Source organism: Streptomyces sp. NPDC088817 (assembly GCF_044750345.1).
In the GTDB taxonomy this organism is placed as follows: Bacteria; Actinomycetota; Actinomycetes; order Streptomycetales; family Streptomycetaceae; genus Streptomyces.
The window spans coordinates 282,793-303,558 of the sequence record NZ_JBIVJN010000003.1 but is presented as its reverse complement, the minus strand read 5'-3'; the positions used below and the strand labels follow the sequence as shown (position 1 = coordinate 303,558).

The window sequence follows — 20,766 nt, the reverse complement described above, 5'->3', positions numbered from 1 at the left end:
GCGCCGTCCACGAGGGACGGCGCCCCTCCGCCGTACGGGCGGTACGGGCCGCGGAGGGCCCCGTACGGCCTAGAACTTGTTCTTCGGGGTGATCCCCAGCGACAGCCCCGCGAGGCCCCGCTGACGGCCGGCGAGCTTGTCGGCGATCTCCCGCAGGGCCGAGCCCGCGGGGGAGTCCGGGTCGGTCAGCACGACCGGCTTGCCCTCGTCGCCGCCCTCGCGCAGGCGGACGTCGATCGGGATGGAGCCGAGCACCGGGACCGTGGCGCCCGTGGTGCGGGTCAGTCCCTCGGCGACCACCCGGCCGCCGCCCGTGCCGAACACGTCGACCATCTCGTCGCAGTGCGGGCAGGGCAGGCCGGACATGTTCTCGACCACGCCGACGATCTTCTGGTGGGTCTGGACGGCGATGGAGCCCGCACGCTCGGCCACCTCGGCCGCCGCCTGCTGAGGCGTCGTCACCACCAGGATCTCGGCGTTGGGCACCAGCTGGGCCACGGAGATCGCGATGTCGCCGGTGCCGGGCGGCAGGTCAAGGAGGAGCACGTCCAGGTCGCCCCAGTACACGTCCGCCAGGAACTGCTGGAGCGCGCGGTGCAGCATCGGGCCGCGCCAGACGACCGGCGCGTTGCCCGGGGTGAACATGCCGATGGAGATGACCTTCACACCGTTCGCCGACGGCGGCATGATCATGTTCTCGACCTGGGTCGGGCGGCCGTCCACGCCCAGCATCCGCGGCACGCTGTGCCCGTAGATGTCGGCGTCGACCACGCCCACCTTCAGGCCGTCGGCCGCCAATGCGGCCGCCAGGTTCACCGTCACCGAGGACTTGCCGACGCCGCCCTTGCCGGAGGCGACGGCGTAGACGCGGGTGAGGCTGCCGGGCTTGGCGAAGGGGACCTCGCGCTCGGCCTGGCCGCCGCGCAGCGCGGTCGCCAGCTCACGGCGCTGCTCGTCGCTCATCACGTCGAGCGTGACGTCGACCCGGGTGACACCCTCGACGCGGGACACGGCGTCGGTCACCCGTTGGGTGATCGTCTCGCGCATCGGGCAGCCGGAGACCGTCAGATAGACGGTGACCGCGACCGCTCCGTCCGCACCGATCTCCACCGATTTGACCATGCCGAGCTCGGTGATGGGCCGGTGGATCTCGGGATCGTCAACCGTCGCCAGAGCTGCGCGCACCGCGTCTTCCGTAGCCATAGGACGATGGTACGGCGCCCCGTGCGGCCGCCGGGACCCCGTCAGTGGTCGCCCATGTCACCCGCGTGCGGGTGATCCGCCGGGAATACCCCGCGCCGGCGGTGCCCGTCGACGGTGCGCTCCTCCACCTCCTTGACCAGGTCCTGGAGCTCCGAGCGCATCCAGTCGCGGGTGGCCACCTCGCCCAGGCCCATGCGCAGCGCGGCGATCTCACGGGTCAGGTACTCGGTGTCGGCGATCGACCGCTCGTTCTGCTTGCGGTCCTGTTCGAGGTTGACCCGGTCCCGGTCGTCCTGCCGGTTCTGCGCCAGCAGGATCAGCGGGGCGGCGTAGGACGCCTGGAGGGACAGGGCCAGGGTCAGGAAGATGAACGGGTACTCGTCGAACCGCAGATGCCGGGGCGCGACCACGTTCCACAGCACCCACACGACGATCACCACCGTCATCCAGACGATGAACCGACCGGTGCCCAGGAACCGCGCGATGCGCTCGGACAGCCGCCCGAAGGCGTCCGGGTCCCACTCCGGCAGCAGCCGGCGCCGGGGCGGGCGCGGCTGGTCCAGCCGGCCGGACCGGGGCCGCCCGGCTGCGGTGGCCCCCACCGGGAGCCGTTCGCGGGTGCTCTCTCGCTCAGCCGCCATGCGTGGCCGCCCCCTCGTCCAGGTCGTACTCCGTCTCCCGCCAGTCGTCCGGCAGCATGTGGTCCAGGACGTCGTCCACGGTGACCGCGCCGAGCAGCGCTCCGGCCTCGTCGACGACGGGCGCCGCCACCATGTCGTAGGTCGCGAAGAACCCGGCGACCACCGGCAGCGTCGCGTCGGGCGGGAGAGGCTGCAGATCGTCGTCGAGGATCGAGCCGACGAGGGTGTAGGGCGGGTCGCGCAGCAGCCGCTGGAAGTGCACCGTGCCCAGGTACTTCCCGGTCGGGGTCTCGTCGGGCGGGCGGCAGACGTAGACCTGGGCGGCCAGCGCGGGGGACAGGTCGCGGCTGCGGACCCGGGCCAGGGCGTCGGCGACGGTCGCGTCCGGGCGCAGGATGATCGGCTCGGTCGTCATCAGACCGCCCGCCGTGTGCTCCTCGTACGACATCAGCCGGCGCATGTCGGCCGCGTCGGCGGGTTCCATCAGCGCCAGCAGCCGCTCCTGCTCCTCCGCCGGCAGCTCGGCGAGCAGGTCGGCGGCGTCGTCCGGGTCCATCGCCTCCAGCACGTCGGCCGCGCGCTCGCCCTTCAGCTTGCCGAGGATCTCGATCTGGTCGTCCTCCGGGAGCTCCTCCAGGACGTCGGCGAGCCGGTCGTCGTCCAGCGCGGCGGCGACCTCCGCGCGCCGCTTGGCGGACAGGTGGTGCAGCACGTTGGCCAGGTCGGCGGGGCGCAGCTGCTCGAAGGTGGCGAGCAGGCTCTCCGCGCCCTGCCCCTGCTCCTCCAGCGAGAAGCCGGTGACCGCGGACCACTCCACGGTCAGGGCCTCTCCCCGGTTGCGCCGGAACGCGCCGCCCTTCCTGCCCTTGCGGACGAAGACGCGGTCGACCTCCCAGTCCCGGCGCGCGGGCAGCTGCTGTACCGACATGTCCAGGACCGTGACCTCCTCGCCGGTCTCCACGAGCGTCACCCGCCGGTCCAGCAGCTCGCCGAAGACGAGGCGTTCGGTGGGCCGCTGCTCGAAGCGGCGGACGTTGAGCACGCCCGTGGTGATGACCTGGCCGGACTCGATGCCGGTCACCCGGGTCATGGGCAGGAAGATGCGCCGCCGGGTGGAGAGTTCGACGACCAGCCCGAGCAGACGGGGCGGCCGGCGCGCGACGCGCAGCACGACGACCAGATCGCGTACGCGTCCGACCTGGTCGCCCGCCGGGTCGAAGACGGCGACTCCGGAGAGGTGCGAGACGAAGATGCGGGGGGCGCCCGCTGCCATGGCTGCCCCTCCTTTGCGTGGCTGCGTGGTGCGCGTGGTGCGTGTCGTGTGTGCTGGGTTTCTTTTCCCAAATGCCCGCTCAGGTGCGCTTCAGGCTAGCCCGTCCACCTCGGATACGCCCTGGTGAGGGTCCGGACGAGCCGGTTCCGCCGGGCGTGCGCGACCCCGGTACGCTGCCGTACGCCGCTTGAGGACACCCGCCGGAAAGGCAGCTCCACCTGTGACCGTGATTCCCCAGGGCCGTACCCGCCGGACCGCACTGACGAGCGCGCTGTGTGCCCTGGTCGTCGCGGGCGCGGGCCTGACGGGGTGTTCCGGGGACGATCCGGACGCGGGCACCAACGGGGTGGGCAAACTGCCTGCCGACAAGATCCAGGCGAGGACGAGGGCGGCGGCCGCCACCGCGGACACCGTGCACCTGTCCGGGAACGTAGTGAGCAACGGCCGTACATACCGGCTCGACATGCGTCTGAAGGACGAGGGCGGCACCGGCTCGGTCAGCTCGCAGGGGGCGACCTTCGGGCTGCTGCGGATCGGGGAACAGCTCTATCTGAAGGCGGACGCCGGGTTCTGGGGCCAGGTCGACGGCAGCGGCAAGGCCACCGGGGCCGCCGACAAGCTGGACGGCAAGTATGTGAAGGTGCCACAGGGCGATCCCTCGTACAAGCGGTTCAGCGGCTTCACGGACAAGGACCTCCTCCTCGACGGGCTGCTGACGCTGCACGGCACGCTGGCGACCGACGGGCACCACGAGCAGGCGGGCGTCCGCACGATCCGCATCACCGGCGGCAAGGGATCCGGCGGCACCCTGGACGTCTCCCTGGAGGGCACCCCCTACCCGCTGCGCCTGGTGCGCGCGGGCGACGCGGGAACGCTGAGCTTCTCGGACTGGGGCAAGGACTTCGCCCTGGCCCAGCCTGGGAAGGGCGAGACGGTCGACTACGGCAGGCAGCTCCCGACGTCCTGACTCCTGCTCCCCGGGGAGGGGCTACGTCCGCCGCTTCCGCCTCATCAGCAGCCGCGGCAGTCCGGCCGGGGCCGGCCGGCGGGTCGTCGCCGGTGTGGGCAGCGGTGCCTCGGCCAGCCGGCCCTCCGGCAGCGGCGCGGTCGTCCCGGTGGGCTCAAGGCGCAGCACCCGGCACTCGCGGGCCCAGCGCGCCGTCATGGCCTCGCCGTCGGGCGCGTTGAGGCGCTTCCCCTTCAGCTCGGCCACCGCCTCCTGCCACCGCGGGGAGTCCGGCGCGACCTCGACGACCCGCGCGGCCCAGGTGACCAGGCGGCCGCCCTTGTCCTTGCTGCGGACCGTCACCTCGGCGTCGGCCCCGTCGGCCAGCCCGGGCAGCGGCTGCTCGCCGGGCCCGTCGCCCACCACGCACGCCGCGCCCTCGTGCCAGACGTGCCACAGGGCGCGGGCCGGGACGCCGGGGCCCTTGACCCAGACGAGGCCGGACTTCTTGGTGGCCTCCTCGACGAGGGCCTGGTCGAGCAGCTCGGTGTTCATGGCAGAAGAGTAACGAGCCCGCTCACAGCCAGCCGTTGCGCTTGAGCGTGCGGTGGATGCCGAGGCAGATCACGGCCGTGAGGCCCAGGATCAGCGGATAGCCGTACTTCAGGTGCAGCTCGGGCATGTACTTGAAGTTCATGCCGTACACCCCGCAGACCATCGTCGGCACGGCGATGATCGCGGCCCAGGCCGTGATCTTCCGCATGTCCTCGTTCTGCGCGACGGAGGCCTGCGCCAGATTGGCCTGGAGGATGGAGTTGAGCAGCTCGTCGAAGCCGACGACCTGCTCCTGCACGCGGGCCACGTGGTCGGCCACGTCCCGGAAGTACTTCTGGATGTCCGGGTCGATCAGCCGCATCGGACGCTCGCTCAGCAGCTGCATGGGCCGCAGCAGCGGTGACACCGCCCGCTTGAACGCCAGTACCTCGCGCTTGAGTTGGTAGATCCGGCCGGCGTCGGTGCCGCGCGGGGTGCCGCCACGGCCCGGCGAGAACACCTCCGTCTCGACCTCGTCGACGTCCTCCTGCAGCGCGTCCGCGACCGCCATGTACCCGTCGACGACGTGGTCCGCGATGGCGTGCAGCACCGCGGAGGGGCCCTTGGCCAGCAGCTCGGGGTCGTCCTGCAGGCGGTGCCGCAGCGCGCGCAGCGAGCCCTGGCCGCCGTGCCGGACGGTGATGAAGAAGTCCCGGCCGGTGAAGCACATCACCTCGCCGGTCTCCACGATCTCGCTGTTGGCGGTGAGCTCGTCGTGGTCGACGTAGTGGATGGTCTTGAAGACCGTGAAGAGCGTGTCGTCGTAGCGCTCCAGCTTGGGCCGCTGGTGGGCCGTGACCGCGTCCTCCACGGCCAGCGGGTGCAGCCCGAACTCCCCGGCGATACCGGCGAACTCGGCTTCGTTCGGCTCGTGCAGGCCGATCCACACGAAGCCCCCGTCGCGCCGCACCTGGCGCATCGCCTCCGGAGGGGTGAGCGGGTGGTCGGTCGGAACCCGGGAGCCGTCGCGGTAGACGGCGCAGTCCACGATGGCCGACGGGGTCGCCGGGTCGCGCGTGGTGTCGTACGCCCCGTCGTCCCGGCGCGTGGCCGGACGGGAGGTGCGGACCACGGAACGCAGGTCGCGGATCATCGACATGGCGGGCTCCTTCGCAGCGAGCGACGAGCGGCCGAGGGCGGTTGGAACTGCCCGGAATGAGGACGTGGTGGCCTCAGGGATGTTTGGCACGTCCACAAAGCGGGGAGCACCGCACCGTCGCGGTGGCGAGCTTCGTCACTGACAGATCAGACAGATCAAAACGAAACGAAGTGCTCTTCCGTATGACGTGCGCGAGGGCACGAACGCGAGAGGCGGCGACCGACCGGAGTCAGAGCGACGACATCAGCGGCGGGAAGAGCGGGTGCTACTGCACGGTCGACTTCGATCCATGACAGCCTCACCTCCTCCGGCCGGTCCCTCGTAAGGGAGTCCCATCGGCGTCGGGGCCGGATCGCGACCTCCCCAGGGCTGAGAACCTGGGGGGCGTCAAGCTGCGCGCTGCCCCGGACGACCGGCCAAGAGTATCAGCAGCCCGGTGTGTCAAGGCGCCGCTTTGCCTGCCGCTGACGAGTTCTATGCTCGCCGCATGGCTGACGTTCTCCCTCTGGTCGAGGCCCGGTTGCGTTCCGCGCTGGGCGATCCGGACGCCCGCGCCGCGGTCACCTTCCTCGGCACGGACCGGCTCGAGGTGCTGCGCTTCCGCGAGGGGGACGTCGTCCGGTACGCCACCCTCGGCATGTCCGCCCGGCCCATGACCGACCCCACCGCGCTGGTCGCCGACCCGGTCGAGGGGCCGCGCGCCGAGCTGGTCCTCTCCGTCCGCGCCGGCCTCGCCGACACCGACAAGGTGCTCCGCCCGCTCGCCGTGCTGGGGGCGTCCCCGCAGGTCGAGGGCGTGGTGGTGGCGCCCGGTGCCTCGCTCGACGTGGGCGAGCCGCTGTGGCCGGGCGCGCCCTTCACCTCGGTCCTGGTGGCCGAGCCGGGCGGCCTGGTGGAGGACCTGGAACTCGACGGGCCGCGGGACCCCGTACGGTTCCTGCCGCTGCTGCCGATGACCCCGAACGAGGCCGCCTGGAAGCGGGTGCACGGCGCTCAGGCCCTGCGGGAGCGGTGGCTGAACCACGGGACGGACCTGCGGGACCCCGCCCGCGGTTCCGTCCCGCTGGAGTGAGCAAGCTCACCAACAGGCCGTCGGCCCACGTCAGTTGGCAAAGACCGTGACGCTGTCCCCGGTGGCGTGCCGTTGCTGCAGTTCCTCCGCCGTGGGGGTCCCCCCTGCTCGAGCGGAGTCGAGAGCTCGGGGGAGGGTGAGGGCCCGGCGCCGGACGGCGACCACCAGCGCGCCCACCACCGCGGTCGCCCCCGCGACCACGAACGGCACGTGGAGGTCGGTCCACTCCGCGATCTTCGGCGCGAGGAAGGGCGCGGCGGCCGCGGCGAACCAGCGCACGAAGTTGTAGCCCGCGCTCGCCACCGGACGGGGGGCGTCGGACACCCCGAGGGCCAGCTCGGTGTAGACGGTGTTGTTCACGCCGATGAACGCGCCCGACAGGATGGTGCAGACGACGGCGGTGGTGTGGTCGCCGTAGCCGAGCGCGACGACGTCGGCGGCCAGCAGCACCAGTGAGCCACCGAGCACCTTCAGCGAGCCGAACCGCGCCTGCATGCGCGGCGCCACCACGACCGAGAACAGCGCGAGCAGCACACCCCAGGCGAAGAACACCGCACCCGACTTGTACGGGGTCATGTTCAGCACGAACGGCGTGAAGGCCAGCACCGTGAAGAACGTGTAGTTGTAGAAGAACGCCGAGACCGCCGCCGAGGCGAGACCGCCGTGGCCGAGCGCCTTGACCGGGTCCAGCAGGGAGGTCTTGCGGGTGGGCCTCGGCTGCTCCTTCAGGAACGCCGTGATGCACAGGAAGCCGACGGCCATCAGGAACGCGGTGCCGAAGAACGGATAGCGCCAGCTCGCGTTGCCGAGCAGCGCGCCGACCAGCGGGCCGCAGGCCATGCCGAGGCCGAGCGCCGACTCGTAGAGCAGGATCGCCGCCGCGCTTCCGCCGGCCGCCGCGCCGACGATGACCGCGAGGGCGGTCGAGACGAAGAGCGCGTTGCCGAGGCCCCAGCCGGCCCGGAAGCCGACCAGCTGGGCGACGGAGCCCGAGGTGCCGGAGAGTCCGGCGAAGACCACCACGAGGGCGAGGCCGAGCAGCAGGGTCTTGCGGCCGCCGATACGGCTGGAGACGAAGCCGGTCACCAGCATCGCGACGGCGGTGATCAGGAAGTACGAGGTGAAGAGCAGGGAGACCTGGCTCGCGGTGGCGTTCAGGCCCTTGGCGATGGAGGGCAGGATCGGGTCGACGAGCCCGATGCCCATGAAGGCGACGACGGACGCGCCGGCCGTCGCCCAGACCGCCCTGGGCTGCCGCAGGATGCTTCCCGCGCCCGCGTCGAACGGGTCGGCGCCCTCCGCGGGAGCCCCTGTACTGCTGTGCATGCCGTCTCCTCCGATCGTTGCTGTTTACACATAATAAGTTAGCCACCCTAATTGATGCAACATGCATCTAGTTGGTCGTGGCCGGGCGTCCGGGCCGGACGGGTGATCGTCCTTGACGTGGCGCTGCCGGGGTAGGACCGTGGGGCCCTATGAGGGGCGAACCCAGTTGCCCGAAGTGCGGTGGCCGGGTCAGGGCTCCCGGACTCTTCAGCGATTCCTGGCAGTGCGATGTGCACGGGACCGTGTATCCGCTGCAGCCCGTGATCCCGCCCAGCGTCGAAGCCCTCGGTGTCGTGGTGCAGCGGACCCAGGTGCCGGTGTGGATGCCGTGGCCGCTACCCGTCGGCTGGCTGTTCACCGGCGTGACCTACGCCGGGGACGAGCGCAGCGGCGGCCGCGCCACCGCGGTGGCCTGTTCGGGGCCCGGGCCGCTCGGCGGCATGGGTGAACTCATCCTGGTCGCCGAGGAACTCGGCGTCGGCCTCGGCGCGCGTTACGCCGGCATTGACGGCCCTGACCCCGGCACCTACCTGGACGTGGAGAAGCCACCCGACGCCAAGCTCCTGGCCGGCGGCCGCCCCACCCCGCTGTGGCACGTCTCCGGCGCCCCCGACGACCGGGCCGTGTTCGCCGGCGAGGCGCTCGGGCTGTGGCTGTGGGCGGTGGTGTGGCCCGAGCAGTCCGGGCTGCTGATGTACGACGAACTGGTGCTGGCCGACCTGCGGGACGCGGGCGCCGAACTCGAACTCGTCCCGTGCGGGGCGCTGTCGCCGCGACTGCTGCATCCATAGGGCGTGCGCGGGGCGCCGTGGGCCGCGCGGGGCTCCGCGGGGAGCGCGAGCCGTAGGGGGCGCTCGGTGGTCGCGGGTGTGACAGGGCACCCGTCGGGGCCCGTTATCCTGAGGTGTCCCCTTCCGTCCCGCCAGAGCCTGGAGTCCGTGTCGTGCGCATCGACCTGCACACCCACTCCAGCGCTTCCGACGGCACGGACACCCCGGCCGAGCTGGTGCGCAACGCCGCCGCGGCGGGCCTGGACGTCGTCGCCCTGACCGACCACGACACCACCCGCGGGCATGCCGAGGCGATCGCCGCGCTCCCCGAGGGACTCACCCTGATCACCGGCGCCGAGCTCTCCTGCCGGGTCGACGGCATCAGCATGCATCTGCTGGCCTACCTCTTCGACCCCGCGGAACGCGCGCTGCTCGCCGAACGCGAGCTGGTCCGCGACGACCGGGTCCCCCGGGCCAAGGCCATGATCGCCAAGCTGAACGCGCTGGGCGTGCCGGTCACCTGGGAGCAGGTCGCGCGGATCGCGGGCGACGGCTCGGTCGGGCGGCCGCACATCGCCACGGCGCTGGTCGAGCTCGGCCTCGTGCCCACGGTGAGCGACGCCTTCACCCAGGAGTGGCTGGCCGACGGCGGCCGTGCCTGGGTCGCGAAGCACGAGACGGACCCCTTCGAGGCGATCCGGCTGGTCAAGGGCGCGGGCGGGGTGTGCGTCTTCGCCCACCCGGCGGCGGTCAAGCGCGGCCGTACGGTGCCGGAGTCCCGTATCGCGGAGATGGCCGCGGCCGGCCTGGACGGCATCGAGGTCGACCACATGGACCACGACCCCGACACCCGGGCACGGCTGCGCGGCCTGGCCGGCGAACTGGGGCTGCTCACGACCGGCTCCAGCGACTACCACGGCAGCCGCAAGACCGTCTCGCTCGGTGAGTTCACGACGCATCCCGACGTGTACGGGGAGATCACGCGGCGGGCCACCGGGGCGTTCCCGGTGCCGGGGGCCGGCGGGGTCTGAGGCCCGCCTCACCCGCCCTCACATCACTTCTCTTCCGCAAGGCCTCTCACCGATGTTCGACGCTGCCGTTTTCGGCTCCCTGTTCCTCACCCTTTTTGTCATCATGGATCCCCCCGGGATCACCCCGATCTTCCTCGCGCTGACCGCCGGACGACCCGCCAAGACGCAGAAGCGGATGGCCTTCCAGGCCGTCTGCGTGGCCGGCGGGGTCATAGCCGTCTTCGGTGTGCTCGGCAACCAGATCCTGGGCTACCTGCACGTGTCCATCCCGGCGCTGATGATCGCCGGCGGACTGCTCCTGCTCCTGATCGCGCTCGACCTGCTCACCGGCAAGACGGACGAACCCAAGCAGACCAAGGACGTCAACGTCGCGCTGGTCCCGCTCGGCATGCCGCTCCTCGCCGGTCCCGGCGCGATCGTGTCCGTCATCCTCGCCGTGGAGAAGGCCGGCGGCGTGGCGGGCCAGATCTCGGTGTGGTCGGCGATCCTCGCCATCCACGTGGTGCTGTGGCTGGTCATGCGCTACTCGCTGCTGATCATCCGGGTCATCAAGGACGGCGGCGTGGTTCTGGTGACGCGGCTCGCGGGCATGATGCTCTCCGCGATCGCCGTGCAGCAGATCATCAACGGGGTCACGCAGGTGATCCGGGGCGCGTGACCGCGCGCATGCGCGAAGCCCCCGTACGGCGGCCGTACGGGGGCTTCGAAGCTTCTGCGGTGATCCGTTCCTGTTATGAGGCCGTGGTCTCGGCCGGGCGGATCCACAGCCGCTGACCCACAGCGGCGGCCTGCTGAACGATCCGGTTGACGGAGGCGGCGTCCACGACGGTGCAGTCCACGGGCGTGCCGTCGACCTCGTCGAGTCGCATGATTTCGAAGCGCATTGCCTCTCCCTTCGTCTGGTCATCCTCCTGCGGAGAACTACTTGGCTTCACTCGGGTACAACGGACTGCACCGTGCAAACATTCCCTACGCTAAAGAAATTTTTCGAGTGTCTAATCAGTGACCGGTAAGGCAGCTTCAATTGACCGACTGGGACCGGTTGTGTTCACTGCGTGACCGCCGGGACAATGGAGGGCGATGAACGGTGACCTCGGGGCGCTGTGCGCCCGCATCGACCGCACCAACGAGTTGCTGCAACGCATGCTCGCCGAGGTGGCGAAGACGCCCTCGACCCATGCGATCTTCGTGGACGCCGGGTACCTCTACGCGGCGGCGGGGCGACTGGTGACCGGGACGGAGGACCGCCGCGCCTTCGACCTGGACGCCGAGGGGCTGATCGACGCGCTCATCGACCGGGCGCGTACCGTCTTCGCCGACAGCCGGCTGCTGCGCGTCTACTGGTACGACGGCGCCCGCCGCCGCATCCACACCGCGGAGCAGCAGTCGATCGCCGAACTGCCGGACGTCAAGGTCCGCCTGGGCAACCTCAACGCCAACAACCAGCAGAAGGGCGTCGACTCCCTCATCCGCACGGACCTGGAGTCACTGGCCCGGCACCGCGCCATCAGCGACGCGGCGCTGCTCGGCGGCGACGAGGACCTGGTCTCGGCGGTGGAGGCCGCCCAGGGCTACGGCGCCCGGGTGCACCTGTGGGGCGTCGAGGCCCCCGACGCCCGCAACCAGGCCGAGCCGCTGCTCTGGGAGGTCGACAGCCAGCGCACCCTCGACCTGGAGTTCTTCAAGCCGTACGTCTCCCGGCGCACCGCGCCCACCTACGACCCCGCCCAGACGGCCCGCCCGACCCGCGAGAACGTCCGCTTCGTGGGCGCGCAGATCGCCGCCAAGTGGCTCGCGGAGCGCGGCCGTGAATCCGTGGCGGAACTGCTGCCCGGCCATCCGTATCTGCCCGGCTCGGTGGACCAGGACCTGCTCGTCGAGGCCGAGGGCATCCTCCAGTACTCCCTGCGCGGCCAGGCCGACCTGCGACGCTCGTTGCGCGACGGCTTCTGGGAGCACATCCAGGCGCAGTTCTAGCCGGCCGCCCCGGTGGCGCTGTCCCAGAAGGCCGCGAGGGCGTGGGCGGTGGCGAGCGGCTGGTCGCAGTTGGGGGAGTGCTCGGCCCCCTCGACGACCGTGCGCAGGGCGCCCAGTCGCCGGGCCATGTCGTCCAGGAGGGGTACGGGCCAGGTGTCGTCCCGCGCGCCGGAGAGCACGTGGAATGGCAGCGGCCGGGCGGCGAGTTCGGCGACACGGTCCGGCTCGGTGCACAACTGCCGTCCCGTTGCGAGGAGTTGGGCGGGCTTGTGGCCCAGCCAGCGGTGGCGCAGGTCCGCGCGGTCGGCGAGGCCCGCGTCGAGTCCGGCGCCGGTGCTCTCGGGCGGTTCCGTCGCCTGCATGACCTCCCACACCTCGGCCATCGACATCACGCCGAGCGCGTCCCGCAGCAGTTTCACGCGCTGCTGCTGGGAGGCGGAGATCTGCGCCGGCCCTGAGGCCATCAGGGTGACCGAGACGAAGGGGGAGTGGTCGAGGAGCACGGCCGCGCGGCCGATCTGCCCGCCGAGCGAGTGCCCCAGCAGATGCACCGGCGTGCCGAGCGCCTCCGCCTGCGCGAGGACGTCCCGCGCGAGTTCTTCCTGCGCGTACGGGGACTCGTCGTCCACCGGTCCGTCCGACTCGAACTGCCCGCGTCCGTCCACGGCCACGGTGCGGTACCCGCGCGCCGCGAGCGGCTCGTGCAGCGGGTTGAAGTCCTCCTTGCTCCCGGTGAACCCCGGCAGCAGCAGCGCGGTGCCCCGCGGCTCGGCACCGGCCGCCACGGCCATGTCGACCACGGCGAACTCGCCGCGCGCGGTACGCAGCCGGTAGGCACGCGCCCCCGGCGGCGGAACGAACGAAGGAGGCCTGCTCATGCGCCGAGGCTATCGGTCACGACACCTTCGGGGGCACGGGGACGGCAGTTCGAGTGAAGCGCGGATGCAGGGACGTGCCGGGTCAGGCGTCCGTGTGGGGTCCGCTGTGGTGGCGCTCCTGGTGGTGGCCCGCGCCCGGATTTCGGCGGTGTCCGCCGTCGTCCTGCGGGCACGGTGCGGTGGGGCCGCAGGTTGAACCGGCGGGCGGGGCGTGCCGGGTACGCCTGCGGCCCGGTTCCACTTGGGGTGGGCCGGGCCGCAGGGGTGTACGGGTGTGCCGGGTCAGGCGTCCGTGGGCTCCGCCGTGGTGGCGGTGGTCTGTGCCGGGATCTCGGCGGTGTCCACCGCCGCCTTGGCGGCCGCCGTCTTGCGCGTACGGCGCGGCTTCGGCTCGGCGGACGCCTCGACGGCCTCCGCGACGGCCTCGACGGCCTTGCGGGTGCGGCGACGGGGCGTGACCTCCACCTCGTCGGCCTCCGCCGTCGCCGCTGCCGTCTTCCGGGTGCGGCGCGGCTTGGCCTCGGCGGCCTCCGGCGCGTCCGCGCTGGCCGTGGCCTTGCGGGTGCGGCGGGGCTTGGCTGCCGTGGCCTCGTCGGCGACGAGCGCTTCGGCCGTCTCGGCGGTCTTGCGGGTCCGGCGGCGCGGCTTGCTCTCCGCCTCGCCGGTGGTGTCCGCCGCGGCCTCGGTCGCGGCCGCCGCCTTGCGGGTGCGGCGGCGCGGCTTGGCCTCCGCGCCCTCGGCGGCGTCGACCGCCGCCTCGGCGGCGCTGTCCGGACCGTCGGCCACCTGCGCCGGGATCTCCGCGGCGACCGCCGCGGCGGCCTTGCGGGTACGGCGCGGCTTGGCCTCCGCGGTGTCCACGGCGGCTTCCGGCGCGTCCGCGGTGACGGTGGCGGCCGCGGCCTTGCGGGTACGGCGACGGGGCTTGGTCTCAGCCTCGTCCACAGCGCCCTCGGCGGCGTCCAGCGCGGCTTCCGGCGCGGTGGTCGCGGCCTTGCGGGTACGGCGACGCGGCTTGGTCTCCGCCTCGTCGACGGTCCCCTCGGCGGTGTCCGCCGCGGCCTCGGGTGCGGTCGCCGCCTTGCGGGTGCGGCGGCGCGGCTTGGCCTCGGGCTCCGCGGGGGACTCGGCCGTGTCCAGGACCGCCTCGGCGGTGGGCTCGGCCGGAGCCGCCGGTTCCGGGGCGACCTCGGTCCCGGCCTCGGCCGTGACCGCCTGCTCCGCCGACTTGCGGGTACGGCGGCGACGCGGCTTCGCGGGCGCCTCGTCGGCGTCGAGGGCGGGGCCCTCGGCCGTCGCCACCGCGGACTCCGCGGGCTCGACGGCCTCCAGCGGCTCTGCCGGTGCCGTCGCCTCGGCGGCCGTCACCGGCTGCGAGGGCGCACCGCCGCGCAGGCGGCGGCGACGGCGCGGCGTGCGCGTGCCGGACGCCTCGTCCGTGACCGTGCCCTCGACGGGCGCGGCATCGGCCGACGTACCGGCGGCCGGCGCGACCGCGGACGAGTCCAGCGGCGCCCCGCCACGGGTGCGGCGCCGGCGACGCGGCGTACGCGCCGGGCGCTCACGGTCCGCGGAGCGCTCACGGTCCGCCGGACGTCCCTCGTTCCGGCCGCCCCGGCCACCGCGACCGCGCGCACCGCGGCCACCGGTCTCGCCGAGGTCCTCCAGCTCCTCCGCCTCCAGCCCGGCGCGGGTGCGCTCCGAGCGCGGCAGGACGCCCTTGGTGCCCTCGGGGATGCCCAGCTCGGTGAAGAGGTGCGGCGAGGAGGAGTACGTCTCGACGGGGTCGTTGAAGTCCAGCTCCAGCGACTTGTTGATCAGCTGCCAGCGCGGGATGTCGTCCCAGTCGACCAGCGTGATCGCCGTACCCTTCGCGCCCGCGCGGCCCGTACGGCCGATGCGGTGCAGGTACGTTTTCTCGTCCTCGGGCGACTGGTAGTTGATGACGTGCGTGACGCCTTCGACGTCGATGCCGCGCGCGGCGACGTCGGTGCAGACGAGCACGTCGACCTTGCCGTTGCGGAAGGCGCGAAGCGCCTGCTCGCGGGCGCCCTGCCCGAGGTCGCCGTGGACCGAGCCGGAGGCGAAGCCGCGGCGCTGGAGCTGCTCGGCGATGTCGGCGGCCGTGCGCTTCGTGCGGCAGAAGATCATCGCCAGTCCGCGGCCGTCGGCCTGGAGGATGCGGGCGACCATCTCCGGCTTGTCGAGCGAGTGTGCCCGGAACACGAACTGCTTGATGTTCGCGACCGTCGCGCCCTCGTCGTCCGGCGCGGTGGCGCGGATGTGCGTCGGCCGTGACATGTAGCGGCGGGCCAGGCCGATGACCGCGCCCGGCATGGTGGCCGAGAACAGCATGGTCTGCCGCCTGGTCGGCAGCATGTCGATGATCTTCTCGACGTCGGGCAGGAAGCCCAGGTCGAGCATCTCGTCGGCCTCGTCGAGCACCAGGCTCTTGACGTGCTTCAGGTTCAGCTTCTTCTGGCCGGCCAGGTCGAGCAGGCGGCCCGGGGTGCCGACGACCACGTCGACGCCCTTCTTCAGGGCCTCCACCTGGGGCTCGTACGCCCGGCCGCCGTAGATCGCGGTGACGCGCACGTTGCGCACCTTGCCCGCGGTCAGCAGGTCGTTGGTCACCTGCACGCACAGCTCGCGCGTGGGGACGACGACGAGCGCCTGCGGGGCGTCGGTGAGGTCCTCGGGCCGCGCGCGGCCCGCCTCGACGTCGGCGGGGACGGTGACGCGCTCGAGGAGCGGAAGGCCGAAGCCGAGCGTCTTGCCGGTGCCGGTCTTGGCCTGGCCGATGACGTCCGTGCCCGTGAGGGCCACGGGGAGTGTCATCTCCTGGATGGGGAAGGGAGTGATGATGCCGACGGCTTCCAGGGCCTCGGCGGTCTCGGGGAGGATCCCGAGTTCTCGGAACGTCGTAGTCAGGGTGCTGCCTCTTCTGTGTGCGCGGTGCGAGGCGAGCGCGGGGGTCGTGTCTGACCGTGCCGGGGACGTCGGCCGCCCACGCGGGCGGGCCGTGTGGCACGGGACCACAGCCGACGCTCTAGCGCTCGAACCGCTTGGAGGTCCCTCCGATCGTCGTACGCACAGTGCCGTACGGTCAGGGAGGGCTGTCGGGTCGGAGCCGATCGGGCCACCGACCGGGCATCCTCATGCGTGCGGCCTGTCGACATACGCCGAAACACGACGGCGTACTCAGCAGGCGCATTACCACCATACCCCGGAAACGCGCACACGTGATGGCCGATTCGGTCACGTAGTCGTCGTCACACTGGTTGAGCAGGTCCTTCGCAGGCGCGGAGAGCGGGCTATTGTGCGCTTCATGACGAGCTCTGACAAGTCTGACAACGCCTCCGACGTGCCCGCCGAGCCCACCGGCATCGCCGCCCAGGAGTGGGCGACGGCCGCCGCCGACCCGCAGTACCGCGCCGCGGTCGTGGACCTGCTCGGCGCCCTCGCGTATGGAGAGCTCGCGGCGTTCGAACGGCTCGCGGAGGACGCCAAGCTGGCGCCCACCCTCGCGGACAAGGCCGAGCTGGCGAAGATGGCGTCGGCCGAGTTCCACCACTTCGAGCGGCTGCGCGACCGGCTCACCGGGATCGGCGAGGAGCCGACGCTCGCGATGGAACCCTTCGTCGCCGCGCTCGACGGCTTCCACCGGCAGACGGCGCCCTCGGACTGGCTGGAAGGGCTCGTCAAGGCCTACGTCGGCGACTCGATCGCCAGCGACTTCTACCGGGAGGTCGCCGTCCGCCTGGACACCGACACGCGTGAGCTGGTCCTGGCCGTCCTGGACGACACCGGGCACGCCGAGTTCGCGGTGGAGAAGGTGCGCGCGGCGATCGACGCGGACCCCCGCGTGGGCGGCCGGCTCGCGCTGTGGGCGCGGCGGCTGATGGGCGAGGCCCTGTCGCAGTCCCAGCGGGTCGTGGCCGACCGGGACGCGCTGTCCACGATGCTCGTCGGCGGCGTCGCGGACGGCTTCGACCTCGCCGAGGTCGGCAGGATGTTCTCCCGGATCACCGAGGCGCACACCAAGCGGATGGCCGCGCTGGGCCTGGCCGCGTAGGCCTGGAGGCGGTTTCAGGGGGTGCGCCGCCGGCGGCGCCGGATCAGGCCGGCGCCGACCGCCGGCGCAGTCTTCCCGCGGGGCGCACCAGCAGGGACAGCGAGGCGGCGGAGACGACCACCGCGCCGAGCAGGGTCGGCAGCAGGCTGCCGGAGCCCAGCGCGCTGTGGGTGACGAAGGCACCGAACAGGCCCCCCGCGACACCGGTCCACCGGACCAGGAGACGCGACGGCAGCCGGTGGGACAGGCGGTGGAACGCGGTCCAGCCGAGCAGCAGACCGATCAACGCGGAGCCGAGCGCTTCCAAGAACATGATGGTTCCCTCCCACACGATCGGCCGGTGCCGGGCGGTCGTAGCCGGTCTTACCCCTGACCTGCGGAATGCAACCCTCCCTGTGCGCGGATTGTGCGCCACCCGTGAAGTCGCCCCGTGAGTCGGGCCGTGACGGGGAACGCGAAGGGGCCCCGCGGCTCTCCACCGCGGGGCCCCCTCACGTCGTCCGGCGACGCGACGACTACAGCGCGCCGAAGCCCACCTTGCGCGGCGCCGGCTCACCGAGCTCGACGTACGCGAGCCGGTCGGCCGGGATCAGCACCTTGCGCCCGTGCTCGTCGACGAGGGTCAGCAGCTGCGACTTCCCGGCCAGCGCCTCGGACACCGCCCGCTCGACCTCCTCGGCACTCTGACCGCTCTCCAGAACGATCTCGCGGGGCGCGTGCTGCACGCCGATCTTGACCTCCACGGCTATGTCCCTCCGACGGTCAGTGAAGTGCGCGACCTTTCCGCGCCGTACCAGCACACATTAGCCCGGTGAGGCGACGAACACGCTCCGCCCGGGAACGCCAGGAGCGAACAGCCGACGGGAAGAGAACGCCCGTACGGCGGTGGCCCGGCCGGGTGCGGCGGTGCCGCGGGCGGTCAGTGGTGCTGCTCGACGCCGTGCAGCGGGAAACCGGCGATGCCGCGCCACGCCAGGGACGCCAGCAGCTGGACCGCCTGGTCGCGCGGCACGCTGCGGTCGCTGTGCAGCCAGGAGCGCGCCACCACCTGGGCGAGCCCACCGAGGCCCGAGGCCAGCAGCATCGACTCCGCGCGGGAGAGTCCGGTGTCCTCGGCGATCACCTCGCAGATCGCCTCGGCGCACTCGTTGGTGACCTTGTCGACGCGCTCGCGCACCGCCGGCTCGTTCGTCAGGTCCGACTCGAAGACCAGCCGGAAGGCGCCGCCGTCGTCCTCGACGTACGCGAAGTACGCGTCCATCGTGGCGCGCACGCGCTGCTTGTTGTCCGTGGTGGAGGCGAGCGCGGCGCGCACCGACTGGATGAGCGACTCGCAGTGCTGGTCCAGCAGGGCGAGATAGAGGTCGAGCTTGCCCGGGAAGTGCTGGTAGAGCACCGGCTTGCTGACGCCGGCGCGCTCGGCGATGTCGTCCATGGCGGCCGCGTGGTAGCCCTGTGCCACGAAGACTTCCTGTGCGGCGCCCAGCAGCTGGTTCCGTCGGGCACGGCGCGGCAGGCGCGTGCCACGCGGGCGTGCCGCCTCTGTCTGCTCGATGGCTGTCACGCCGCCTCCCAAAGTCGTCCACATGCGGTGTGCGCCGCGTCGCCATCGTACTTTTCGGTAACCGTGGTGTGCGCGGTGCGAGCGCAGGATTTCACGGACCGGACAGCGACCAAAACGGCATAGAGGGTTTCAAACAGGATCAAGATGGGCATGCGGCTGCGCTCCTGCTCAGCGGCGGTCTTTCCCGTCACGCGTCCCGAGCGCAGCCCCGCGCGCCACCCTGCGCGCCCCGTCCCTCACCGGTAGTCGTCCTCGTCGATGGAGACACCCCGCGCCTGTTCGATGAGATCGGCCTCGTTGGCGCGGTCCGGATCCCCGGTGAGGGGTTCGTCGTGGTCCGGCGTGACGTCGGCGTGCTGCTCGGCGGCGTCACCCTCCGGGGCCTCGACGGCGATCTCCGTGGCGTCGTCGCCCTCGTACGTCTCGGGATCGGTGGGGTCGAATGACATGCTGGGCTCCCTTCCTGCTGCATGCCGCGGAATGTCCCTGCGGGTGTCCCTGAAAAGCAGGGGCCATGTGCGGGTGCCCTCTGTACGAGCGTATGAGACACCCGTTGGCGACGCTATGCGATCCATGGCCCGGACGGCGGTCCCGCGCGCGCATGATCTGTGACAGCTGACACAGGCGAACACATGAGTCACTACGTGATCGTCTCGTAACATTGCCGCATGTCTTCGACCGAGCTGCCTTTCGTGCCGCCCGCCAACGTTCTGCCGAGGGTGGCGCCCGTCGGGATCGAGGAGGACGAACGGCTGCGCACGGTCGAACTGCCGGGCATCACGCTGTCGGTGCGCTCGCGGTCGCCCGCGCGGGAGGGGCTGCCGCCCGCGCTGTACGTGCACGGCCTCGGTGGCTCCTCACGGAACTGGTCCGCCCTGATGCCGCTGCTCGACGGTGTCGTCGACGGCGAGGCGGTCGACCTGCCGGGCTTCGGGGACTCCCCGCCACCGGACGACGGCGACTACTCCGTCACCGGGCACGCGCGCGCGGTCATCCGGCTCCTCGACGCCTCGGGGCGAGGTCCGGTGCACCTGATGGGCAACTCGCTGGGCGGCGCCGTGACCACGCGCGTCGCGGCGCTGCGGCCCGACCTCGTGCGGACGCTCACGCTCGTCTCGCCCGCGCTGCCCGAACTCCGGGTGCAGCGCACCGCCCTGCCGACCGGCCTGCTCGCGGTGCCCGGCGTGACCGCCCTGTTCACCCGGCTCACCCGGGAGTGGACGGCGGAGCAGCGGGTCCGCGGGGTCATGGCCCTGTGCTACGGCGACCCGGGGCGGGTGACGGACGAGGGTCTGCGCAACGCGGTGGGCGAGATGGAGCGGCGGCTTCGGCTGCCATACTTCTGGGACGCGATGTCGCGCTCCGCGCGCGGAATCGTGGACGCGTACACGCTGGGCGGTCAGCACGGCCTGTGGCGACAGGCCGAGCGGGTCCTCGCGCCCACGCTGCTGATCTACGGCGGCCGTGACCAGCTCGTCGGCTTCCGCATGGCCCAGCGGGCGGCCCGTGCCTTCCGCGACTCCCGCCTCCTCACCCTGCCGGACGCCGGCCATGTGGCGATGATGGAGTACCCGGAATCCGTGGCCACCGCGTTCCGCGAACTGCTGGTGGACACGGGAGAGTTGGAGACCGGATCGATGACGGAAGCGGAAGCGGGTGCCAGGGTCGAGGCCGGGGGTGACGGCGGGGCACGGGCCGGTGCCGAGGCCGACCACGGGAACCGTGCTTCGGACGCGGGCACCGGCGGTGGTGCTCGCGGTTCCGGCCCGGAGACCGGCGGAGCCTCCTTCGGCGCGAGTACGGGGGGCTGAGGGCCGACGTGGGACGCCACAGCCGCCGCGGGTCCGCGCCCAAGGGCAAGGCCGCGAAGACGAACACCGACCGGGAAGACAGCGCACCCCCATCGGGGCATGGACCGGGGGGCGGTCCGGAGGGCCAGGAGGCCCCCGAGTACGGGGGCGGCGCCGAGTACGGGGGCGGCGCCGAGTCCTGGGGAGGCCCGAGCGGCCGGCCGGGGCCGGGCCAGGGCCCGCCCGGAGCCGCCGGAACCACGGGCCCGGCCTACGGAGGACCCCGCCCCCACGACGGCACACCGACCCACGGCATCCCGCGGTTCGACGGCGGTACCCGTCCCCATGGGGCGCCGCACTTCGCGGACGGGACGCCGGCCCGGGGTGTTCCGCGGGCCGCAGGCGAGGCCCCTGGGCCCGGTGGCCCGCGGCTGTCTGACGGGGCGCCGGCTCAGGGCGGACCCCGTCCGTCCGGCGGTACGCCCGCCCATGGAACGCCGCGTCAGGCCGACGGAACTCCGGCGCGC

General features: G+C 72.3%; 22 protein-coding genes. 8 read left to right on the top strand and 14 right to left on the bottom strand.

The genetic code is table 11. The features are described 5' to 3' along the window. Positions 1 to 69 precede the first annotated feature (69 nt). Genes ACIP4X_RS07530 through ACIP4X_RS07520 form a run of 3 tightly spaced genes read right to left on the bottom strand, consistent with a single transcriptional unit; the run spans position 70 to position 3,117 of the window. Positions 70 to 1,203 carry an Mrp/NBP35 family ATP-binding protein gene (locus tag ACIP4X_RS07530; RefSeq protein ID WP_358728978.1) on the bottom strand — a complete coding sequence of 378 codons (1,134 nt, stop codon included), beginning with the start codon at positions 1,201 to 1,203 and terminating at the stop codon, positions 70 to 72. Between the two features lie 41 nt (positions 1,204 to 1,244). Continuing rightward, positions 1,245 to 1,844 (bottom strand): DUF1003 domain-containing protein, encoded by a 600-nt coding sequence (locus tag ACIP4X_RS07525; RefSeq protein WP_358728980.1) that lies wholly within the window; start codon positions 1,842 to 1,844, stop codon positions 1,245 to 1,247. After that, complete coding sequence (locus tag ACIP4X_RS07520; protein WP_358728982.1) at positions 1,834 to 3,117, bottom strand: magnesium transporter MgtE N-terminal domain-containing protein; 1,284 nt, start codon at positions 3,115 to 3,117, stop codon at positions 1,834 to 1,836. Before ACIP4X_RS07520 ends, ACIP4X_RS07525 begins: the two co-directional genes overlap by 11 nt. Before the next feature lie 220 nt (positions 3,118 to 3,337). Between ACIP4X_RS07520 and ACIP4X_RS07515 the strand changes: the two genes are divergently transcribed. Beyond that, positions 3,338 to 4,084, top strand: a complete 747-nt coding sequence (locus tag ACIP4X_RS07515; protein ID WP_358728984.1) for a hypothetical protein — start codon at positions 3,338 to 3,340, stop codon at positions 4,082 to 4,084. Between the two features lie 21 nt (positions 4,085 to 4,105). On the opposite strand, the gene ACIP4X_RS07510 is transcribed toward ACIP4X_RS07515, so the two are convergent. Further along, positions 4,106 to 4,618 (bottom strand): hypothetical protein, encoded by a 513-nt coding sequence (locus ACIP4X_RS07510; protein ID WP_358728986.1) that lies wholly within the window; start codon positions 4,616 to 4,618, stop codon positions 4,106 to 4,108. A gap of 22 nt (positions 4,619 to 4,640) precedes the next feature. Then, complete coding sequence (locus ACIP4X_RS07505) at positions 4,641 to 5,756, bottom strand: magnesium and cobalt transport protein CorA (RefSeq protein ID WP_358728988.1); 1,116 nt, start codon at positions 5,754 to 5,756, stop codon at positions 4,641 to 4,643. Between the two features lie 487 nt (positions 5,757 to 6,243). Between ACIP4X_RS07505 and ACIP4X_RS07500 the strand changes: the two genes are divergently transcribed. Continuing rightward, positions 6,244 to 6,828 (top strand): suppressor of fused domain protein, encoded by a 585-nt coding sequence (locus ACIP4X_RS07500; RefSeq protein ID WP_358728990.1) that lies wholly within the window; start codon positions 6,244 to 6,246, stop codon positions 6,826 to 6,828. A gap of 30 nt (positions 6,829 to 6,858) precedes the next feature. Here the strand turns inward: ACIP4X_RS07500 and ACIP4X_RS07495 are convergent, their stop codons facing one another. Continuing rightward, on the bottom strand, positions 6,859 to 8,154 hold the full coding sequence (locus ACIP4X_RS07495; RefSeq protein ID WP_358728992.1) for an MFS transporter: 1,296 nt from the start codon (positions 8,152 to 8,154) through the stop codon (positions 6,859 to 6,861). A gap of 149 nt (positions 8,155 to 8,303) precedes the next feature. Here ACIP4X_RS07495 and ACIP4X_RS07490 point away from each other — a divergent pair, with 149 nt between their 5' ends. The 3 genes from ACIP4X_RS07490 to ACIP4X_RS07480 all read left to right on the top strand — a co-directional run bounded on the left by ACIP4X_RS07490 (position 8,304) and on the right by ACIP4X_RS07480 (position 10,613). Further along, positions 8,304 to 8,945: a DUF6758 family protein gene (locus ACIP4X_RS07490; RefSeq protein ID WP_401347152.1), complete on the top strand. Its 642-nt coding sequence runs from the start codon at positions 8,304 to 8,306 to the stop codon at positions 8,943 to 8,945. 152 nt (positions 8,946 to 9,097) lie between these two features. Then, complete coding sequence (locus ACIP4X_RS07485) at positions 9,098 to 9,955, top strand: PHP domain-containing protein (RefSeq protein ID WP_391456688.1); 858 nt, start codon at positions 9,098 to 9,100, stop codon at positions 9,953 to 9,955. A 52-nt stretch (positions 9,956 to 10,007) separates the two neighbouring features. Then, positions 10,008 to 10,613: a MarC family protein gene (locus tag ACIP4X_RS07480; RefSeq protein WP_358728998.1), complete on the top strand. Its 606-nt coding sequence runs from the start codon at positions 10,008 to 10,010 to the stop codon at positions 10,611 to 10,613. A 73-nt stretch (positions 10,614 to 10,686) separates the two neighbouring features. Here the strand turns inward: ACIP4X_RS07480 and ACIP4X_RS07475 are convergent, their stop codons facing one another. Continuing rightward, positions 10,687 to 10,839 (bottom strand): hypothetical protein, encoded by a 153-nt coding sequence (locus tag ACIP4X_RS07475; protein WP_100568199.1) that lies wholly within the window; start codon positions 10,837 to 10,839, stop codon positions 10,687 to 10,689. A 196-nt stretch (positions 10,840 to 11,035) separates the two neighbouring features. On the opposite strand from ACIP4X_RS07475, the gene ACIP4X_RS07470 reads away from it, so the two are divergent. Then, positions 11,036 to 11,932 (top strand): NYN domain-containing protein, encoded by an 897-nt coding sequence (locus tag ACIP4X_RS07470; protein WP_358728999.1) that lies wholly within the window; start codon positions 11,036 to 11,038, stop codon positions 11,930 to 11,932. On the opposite strand, the gene ACIP4X_RS07465 is transcribed toward ACIP4X_RS07470, so the two are convergent. Together ACIP4X_RS07465 and ACIP4X_RS07460 are read right to left on the bottom strand one after the other, a co-directional pair. Further along, the gene (locus ACIP4X_RS07465; protein WP_401347147.1) at positions 11,929 to 12,810 is read right to left on the bottom strand and encodes an alpha/beta fold hydrolase; all 882 of its coding nucleotides are present in this window, start codon (positions 12,808 to 12,810) and stop codon (positions 11,929 to 11,931) included. The two genes, ACIP4X_RS07470 and ACIP4X_RS07465, sit on opposite strands and share 4 nt — an antisense overlap. A gap of 282 nt (positions 12,811 to 13,092) precedes the next feature. Then, complete coding sequence (locus ACIP4X_RS07460; protein ID WP_401347144.1) at positions 13,093 to 15,648, bottom strand: DEAD/DEAH box helicase; 2,556 nt, start codon at positions 15,646 to 15,648, stop codon at positions 13,093 to 13,095. Between the two features lie 490 nt (positions 15,649 to 16,138). Between ACIP4X_RS07460 and ACIP4X_RS07455 the strand changes: the two genes are divergently transcribed. Further along, the gene (locus ACIP4X_RS07455; RefSeq protein ID WP_358729005.1) at positions 16,139 to 16,885 is read left to right on the top strand and encodes a ferritin-like domain-containing protein; all 747 of its coding nucleotides are present in this window, start codon (positions 16,139 to 16,141) and stop codon (positions 16,883 to 16,885) included. Between the two features lie 43 nt (positions 16,886 to 16,928). On the opposite strand, the gene ACIP4X_RS07450 is transcribed toward ACIP4X_RS07455, so the two are convergent. The 5 genes from ACIP4X_RS07450 to ACIP4X_RS07430 all read right to left on the bottom strand — a co-directional run bounded on the left by ACIP4X_RS07450 (position 16,929) and on the right by ACIP4X_RS07430 (position 18,898). Beyond that, the gene (locus ACIP4X_RS07450; RefSeq protein ID WP_358729007.1) at positions 16,929 to 17,198 is read right to left on the bottom strand and encodes a hypothetical protein; all 270 of its coding nucleotides are present in this window, start codon (positions 17,196 to 17,198) and stop codon (positions 16,929 to 16,931) included. Positions 17,199 to 17,400: 202 nt separating this feature from the next. Next, a complete protein-coding gene (locus ACIP4X_RS07445; RefSeq protein WP_358729009.1) occupies positions 17,401 to 17,628 on the bottom strand; it encodes a DUF3107 domain-containing protein in 228 nt (75 codons plus the stop codon). Positions 17,629 to 17,804: 176 nt separating this feature from the next. Beyond that, positions 17,805 to 18,449 (bottom strand): TetR/AcrR family transcriptional regulator, encoded by a 645-nt coding sequence (locus ACIP4X_RS07440; protein ID WP_358729011.1) that lies wholly within the window; start codon positions 18,447 to 18,449, stop codon positions 17,805 to 17,807. After that, entirely contained in the window at positions 18,446 to 18,601 is a 156-nt protein-coding gene (locus ACIP4X_RS07435; RefSeq protein ID WP_391456694.1) for a hypothetical protein, read from the bottom strand. The genes ACIP4X_RS07440 and ACIP4X_RS07435 overlap by 4 nt, the downstream gene beginning before the upstream one ends. Positions 18,602 to 18,685: 84 nt before the next feature. Continuing rightward, the gene (locus ACIP4X_RS07430; protein ID WP_358729014.1) at positions 18,686 to 18,898 is read right to left on the bottom strand and encodes a hypothetical protein; all 213 of its coding nucleotides are present in this window, start codon (positions 18,896 to 18,898) and stop codon (positions 18,686 to 18,688) included. A gap of 219 nt (positions 18,899 to 19,117) precedes the next feature. Between ACIP4X_RS07430 and ACIP4X_RS07425 the strand changes: the two genes are divergently transcribed. Then, positions 19,118 to 20,260, top strand: a complete 1,143-nt coding sequence (locus ACIP4X_RS07425) for an alpha/beta fold hydrolase (RefSeq protein WP_401347139.1) — start codon at positions 19,118 to 19,120, stop codon at positions 20,258 to 20,260. Positions 20,261 to 20,766: the final 506 nt, after the last annotated feature.

What these genes read in the sequence shown, in the direction of transcription:
- ACIP4X_RS07435 (WP_391456694.1), bottom strand. Translation starts at nt 18,601, where the DNA reads ATGCCCATCTTGATCCTGTTTGAAACCCTCTATGCCGTTTTGGTCGCT.
- ACIP4X_RS07450 (WP_358729007.1), bottom strand. Translation starts at nt 17,198, where the DNA reads ATGTTCTTGGAAGCGCTCGGCTCCGCGTTGATCGGTCTGCTGCTCGGC.
- ACIP4X_RS07455 (WP_358729005.1), top strand. Translation starts at nt 16,139, where the DNA reads ATGACGAGCTCTGACAAGTCTGACAACGCCTCCGACGTGCCCGCCGAG.
- ACIP4X_RS07465 (WP_401347147.1), bottom strand. Translation starts at nt 12,810, where the DNA reads ATGAGCAGGCCTCCTTCGTTCGTTCCGCCGCCGGGGGCGCGTGCCTAC.
- ACIP4X_RS07520 (WP_358728982.1), bottom strand. Translation starts at nt 3,117, where the DNA reads ATGGCAGCGGGCGCCCCCCGCATCTTCGTCTCGCACCTCTCCGGAGTC.
- ACIP4X_RS07510 (WP_358728986.1), bottom strand. Translation starts at nt 4,618, where the DNA reads ATGAACACCGAGCTGCTCGACCAGGCCCTCGTCGAGGAGGCCACCAAG.
- ACIP4X_RS07480 (WP_358728998.1), top strand. Translation starts at nt 10,008, where the DNA reads ATGTTCGACGCTGCCGTTTTCGGCTCCCTGTTCCTCACCCTTTTTGTC.
- ACIP4X_RS07505 (WP_358728988.1), bottom strand. Translation starts at nt 5,756, where the DNA reads ATGTCGATGATCCGCGACCTGCGTTCCGTGGTCCGCACCTCCCGTCCG.
- ACIP4X_RS07430 (WP_358729014.1), bottom strand. Translation starts at nt 18,898, where the DNA reads ATGTCATTCGACCCCACCGATCCCGAGACGTACGAGGGCGACGACGCC.
- ACIP4X_RS07525 (WP_358728980.1), bottom strand. Translation starts at nt 1,844, where the DNA reads ATGGCGGCTGAGCGAGAGAGCACCCGCGAACGGCTCCCGGTGGGGGCC.
- ACIP4X_RS07425 (WP_401347139.1), top strand. Translation starts at nt 19,118, where the DNA reads ATGTCTTCGACCGAGCTGCCTTTCGTGCCGCCCGCCAACGTTCTGCCG.
- ACIP4X_RS07470 (WP_358728999.1), top strand. Translation starts at nt 11,036, where the DNA reads ATGAACGGTGACCTCGGGGCGCTGTGCGCCCGCATCGACCGCACCAAC.
- ACIP4X_RS07475 (WP_100568199.1), bottom strand. Translation starts at nt 10,839, where the DNA reads ATGCGCTTCGAAATCATGCGACTCGACGAGGTCGACGGCACGCCCGTG.
- ACIP4X_RS07530 (WP_358728978.1), bottom strand. Translation starts at nt 1,203, where the DNA reads ATGGCTACGGAAGACGCGGTGCGCGCAGCTCTGGCGACGGTTGACGAT.
- ACIP4X_RS07490 (WP_401347152.1), top strand. Translation starts at nt 8,304, where the DNA reads ATGAGGGGCGAACCCAGTTGCCCGAAGTGCGGTGGCCGGGTCAGGGCT.
- ACIP4X_RS07460 (WP_401347144.1), bottom strand. Translation starts at nt 15,648, where the DNA reads ATGACACTCCCCGTGGCCCTCACGGGCACGGACGTCATCGGCCAGGCC.
- ACIP4X_RS07495 (WP_358728992.1), bottom strand. Translation starts at nt 8,154, where the DNA reads ATGCACAGCAGTACAGGGGCTCCCGCGGAGGGCGCCGACCCGTTCGAC.
- ACIP4X_RS07500 (WP_358728990.1), top strand. Translation starts at nt 6,244, where the DNA reads ATGGCTGACGTTCTCCCTCTGGTCGAGGCCCGGTTGCGTTCCGCGCTG.